Here is a 3,521-nt window from a genome sequence, read left to right as displayed (position 1 = left end):
GGATGGAAACGATGCGCTGGCCTTTGGGTGTCGCGATCTCGCCGCGTTCCTCCAGAAGTTGCATGACGATCGCCGTCGAGGTCAGCACGAAACCGGCGCCGGCGACGAAGGATTGCGCAACCGGAAAGCCGCCGGCCAGTCCGACGCTGGTGAGCAGCGCCGCGCAGACGCCGACCTGCAGCGCGCCGAGGCCAAAGATCTCGCGGCGCAGCCCCCAGAGCCGCGACGGCTGCATCTCCAGCCCGATGATGAACAGGAACATGACGACGCCGAGCTCGGCGACGTGAAGGATGGCTTCCGATTCGGAGAAGACTCTAAGGCCGAACGGGCCGATGATCACGCCGGCGGCGAGGTAGCCGAGGATGGAGCCGAGCCCCATGCGCTTGAAGATCGGGACGGCGACCACGCCGGCCGCGAGCAGCGCCACCACTTGGATCAGATCGCTGCCCGATGTTTCCGCCGCCATGCCGCCTTTTCCGTTTCTGCAGGCTTCCTCGCATGTCGTGGGGTCGGGAGGCAAGGCTAGGGGCATCGACCGGCGGCGAACAACACGAATCCGGCCTCTGCCTGTGTTGCAGCCGCGTTACACAAGTTTATGCGGTGCACGCGTTGCGTGCTGCCACAATCGACAGTTAAGGGACGCTTGGCTTCGGCCATGGGAGGGAGCGGCGATCAAGCCGCTGCCTTTTTTTGAGGAGATGACTGACATGAAGAAGTTTTTGCTCGTTGCCGTGGGTGTTGCGGCGCTTGCTGGTTCGGCCTGCTCGAAGGCGCCTGAGTGCACCGCCGAAATGGCGACCAAGAAGGCGCAGGACATGACTGCCGCGCTGCAGGAAGCGATCACCAAGGATCCGTCCAAGGCAGCCGACCTGTCGGCCAAGGTGCAGGCTGTGACGGACAAGTACAAGGACGCCTCGACTTTGGCCGAGGCCTGCAAGGCCTATGACGAAGTGACCGCCGCCATCAAGGGCTGAGCGTCCGAATCGAAACGGGCTAGGCGGTGGCCCGAGGCCGCCGCCTTTTTCGTTGCTGTTGTTGGATATCAGTTCGGAGCGATCGAGCCGACCTCGACTGTGTCGACCCGCTTCAGGCTCATGCCGATCACCGGCACCAACTGCTTGTTGACGCGCACGGCGACCGTCACCGTCATCGAATTGTCGTCCGGGATGCGCGCCTGCATGACACCGTTCAATTGATTGCGGTTGATGGTGAACACGACCTTCTGGGTGTCGACGACATTGCCGCCGATAATGTCGAGCCCATTGCCGGACGATCCACCCATAAAGTTGCCCTTGTAGCCTTCGCGACCCTTGCGTTCGACGGTCGCGGACATCTTCTGCGTGAACACGCCGACCCGGCAATCGCCGTCGAGCGTCATCCCGGTCTTGCCGTCAGGCGTCGTGCCATTGAAATTGCAGGTGAATTTCGTGCCTTTGTACTTGCCGGCGACGATTTCGCCCGGGCCGACCCACTTGCCTTCGACCGACTGGAAGAACTGCTTGTCGGGCTCTGCGCCAAAGGCCTTTTCGGCAAAACTCAAAGGTGCCGCAACCGCGACCGCGAAAGACAGGACGCAGGACAGATTTACACTTTTCATAGACGACACCCGGCAGCAAGGACGCTGTTTGCTAGACGTGTCAGACCATGAACAAGATTGGTTAATGCTTCGTCACTTGGCCGCACCGATTACTTGCCGGAGGCCGAAGTTTCACCGTCTTTCCTTGCGGCGAACGATGTCAGCGCGGAGAGGAAATCGCTCAGTCCCGGCCGCCTGACGGCGATGAAGGGCAGGGGCCTGGCCGTTTCCATCGCCGCGATGCCGATTCGTGCCGTCATCATGCCGTTGACGACGCCTTCGCCGAGCTTCGCCGAAAGCCTCGCAGCAAGGCCGTGACCGACGATCTGCTGCACGAAACTGTCGCCGACGGCGATCGAGCCGGTGACCGCCAGATGGGCAAGGACGCTGCGCGCCAGCCGGAAGAAGCCAAGCGTGCCCGGCCGGCCACCATAGAGCTCCGAGAGGCGGCGAATGAGCCGCCCGGCCTCGAACACGACATAGGCGACGTCGACGAGGGCGCGCGGACTAACAGCTGTGACCAGCGACACACGCTTTGCCGCTTCGAGGATCATCACCCTGGCGCGGGCATCGAGCGGGCCGAGGATCTCGGTCTCGGCGAGCCGCACCAGATTGCCGCCGTCGATGATCTCGCCGCGCAGCCCGGCGAGCGAGCGCCTGCCGGCCGCGGTCTCCGGCTTGGCTGCGACGAAGGCAGAAAGCTCGTCGACGACGGAGCGCGCAGCCTTCGGGTCGTCTCTGGAGACGGCGTCGAGCGCGCGCCGTTGCAGCTTCTCGACCTCGGCGAGGCGGGCAATGGCCAGGAATTCGCGCACCAGGATGATGATGAGCGCGAACACCGCGATCGCCGCCATGCCGGCGGCCAGCCAGCCCAGCCATTCGGCGCGTTCGAACAGGTCGCGGATGAGCTGGTCCGTCCACAGGCCGACCGCCAGCGAAACCAGCACGCCCACGGCGCCGAAGAACAGGCGGGCGAGCAGGGAACGCTTGCGCGGCGCGCTGGCCGGCGGCGGTTCGGCCGCGACCAGGTTCGGTTCGTCGAAGACGTCGATCTCGGAAGGAATGACGACGGCGGCACCGGCCTTCGCCGCGCGCGGTTTGCGCGCAGGCTCCGCCTCGGCGTGGCGCTTCGGCGCCTCCTGGCTCGCTTCCGGCTCGATGCGGAAGGCAGCGGGTCTGCGGGGCGCGCTCATGCGAGGTGATCTCCGATCAGGAACTGCAGCGCGCGGTCGAGCCTTATATGCGGCAGCGACAGCGTCACGCCCTCGGCCGTGCGTTCGAGCTTCGGCGGGCGAAAACGCACGAAGCGGATCGCCGGCTCGCCGCCGTCCGGCGGCTGCGTTTCGGAGGCTCGAAACACTGCATCGACTTTCTCCGGCAAATCACCGGGAAATATGGCTGTTTCGGTCTTTCCGTCGAATGTCTCGCCGTTGATCTTCTCGCCTTTCAGCGGCATGCCGATGATGACGGGCAAGGTCTCGCGGCCCTGCTTGACCGTGCCCTCGCGGGTGGCGCGCACCGCCGCCATGGCGACCACGTCAACATCGGCGCCGGTGAAGTTCGCCCGCGCCACCGCGCGGTCGGCAAGCCGGCGCACGATCGCCTGCAGCCGGTCATGGCTTACATGATGCAGGTGATCGGCCTTGGTTGCCGCCACCAGGATGCGGTCGATGCGCCGTGAAAACAGGTCGGTGAGGAAATTACCGCGGCCGGGGCGGAAGCAGGCGAGGATTTCGGTGACGGCACGCTCCAGGTCGGCCATGGCGGCCGGGCCGGCGTTCAGCGCCTGCATGGCGTCGATCAGCACGATCTGGCGGTCGAGCCGCGTGATGTGCTCGCGGAAGAACGGTTTCACCACATGCGTCTTGTAGGCCTCGTAGCGCCGCTCCATCATCGCCTGCAGCGAACCGGGGCGGGGCCGCCGCTCGGCCAGTGCCGGCAACGG

General features: G+C 65.1%; 5 protein-coding genes. 1 reads left to right on the top strand and 4 read right to left on the bottom strand.

Annotated features, from left to right (window positions below):
- Positions 1 to 466, bottom strand: a 466-nt coding sequence (locus EN745_RS31960) for a cation:proton antiporter (protein WP_189363227.1), incomplete at its 3' end; no start/stop codon positions are given.
- A 241-nt stretch (positions 467 to 707) separates the two neighbouring features.
- On the opposite strand from EN745_RS31960, the gene EN745_RS31955 reads away from it, so the two are divergent.
- Positions 708 to 974, top strand: a complete 267-nt coding sequence (locus EN745_RS31955; protein ID WP_126054776.1) for a hypothetical protein — start codon at positions 708 to 710, stop codon at positions 972 to 974.
- A 68-nt stretch (positions 975 to 1,042) separates the two neighbouring features.
- Here the strand turns inward: EN745_RS31955 and EN745_RS31950 are convergent, their stop codons facing one another.
- The 3 genes from EN745_RS31950 to EN745_RS31940 form a co-directional block, all read right to left on the bottom strand.
- On the bottom strand, positions 1,043 to 1,597 hold the full coding sequence (locus EN745_RS31950; RefSeq protein ID WP_127423094.1) for a hypothetical protein: 555 nt from the start codon (positions 1,595 to 1,597) through the stop codon (positions 1,043 to 1,045).
- Positions 1,598 to 1,686: 89 nt separating this feature from the next.
- On the bottom strand, positions 1,687 to 2,769 hold the full coding sequence (locus EN745_RS31945; RefSeq protein WP_126054774.1) for a TIGR01620 family protein: 1,083 nt from the start codon (positions 2,767 to 2,769) through the stop codon (positions 1,687 to 1,689).
- The coding region (locus EN745_RS31940) for a YcjX family protein (protein ID WP_189363226.1) at positions 2,766 to 3,521 on the bottom strand (756 nt) is incomplete at its 5' end. The genes EN745_RS31945 and EN745_RS31940, both read right to left, overlap by 4 nt.

It is taken from the genome of Mesorhizobium sp. M4A.F.Ca.ET.022.05.2.1 (assembly GCF_003998845.1).
Taxonomy (GTDB): Bacteria; Pseudomonadota; Alphaproteobacteria; order Rhizobiales; family Rhizobiaceae; genus Mesorhizobium.
This window is presented reverse-complemented; position numbering and strand designations above follow the sequence as displayed.

Excerpts from the sequence above, each read along its gene's own strand:
- EN745_RS31955 (WP_126054776.1), top strand. The coding sequence starts at position 708 with ATGAAGAAGTTTTTGCTCGTTGCCGTGGGTGTTGCGGCGCTTGCTGGT.
- EN745_RS31950 (WP_127423094.1), bottom strand. The coding sequence starts at position 1,597 with ATGAAAAGTGTAAATCTGTCCTGCGTCCTGTCTTTCGCGGTCGCGGTT.
- EN745_RS31945 (WP_126054774.1), bottom strand. The coding sequence starts at position 2,769 with ATGAGCGCGCCCCGCAGACCCGCTGCCTTCCGCATCGAGCCGGAAGCG.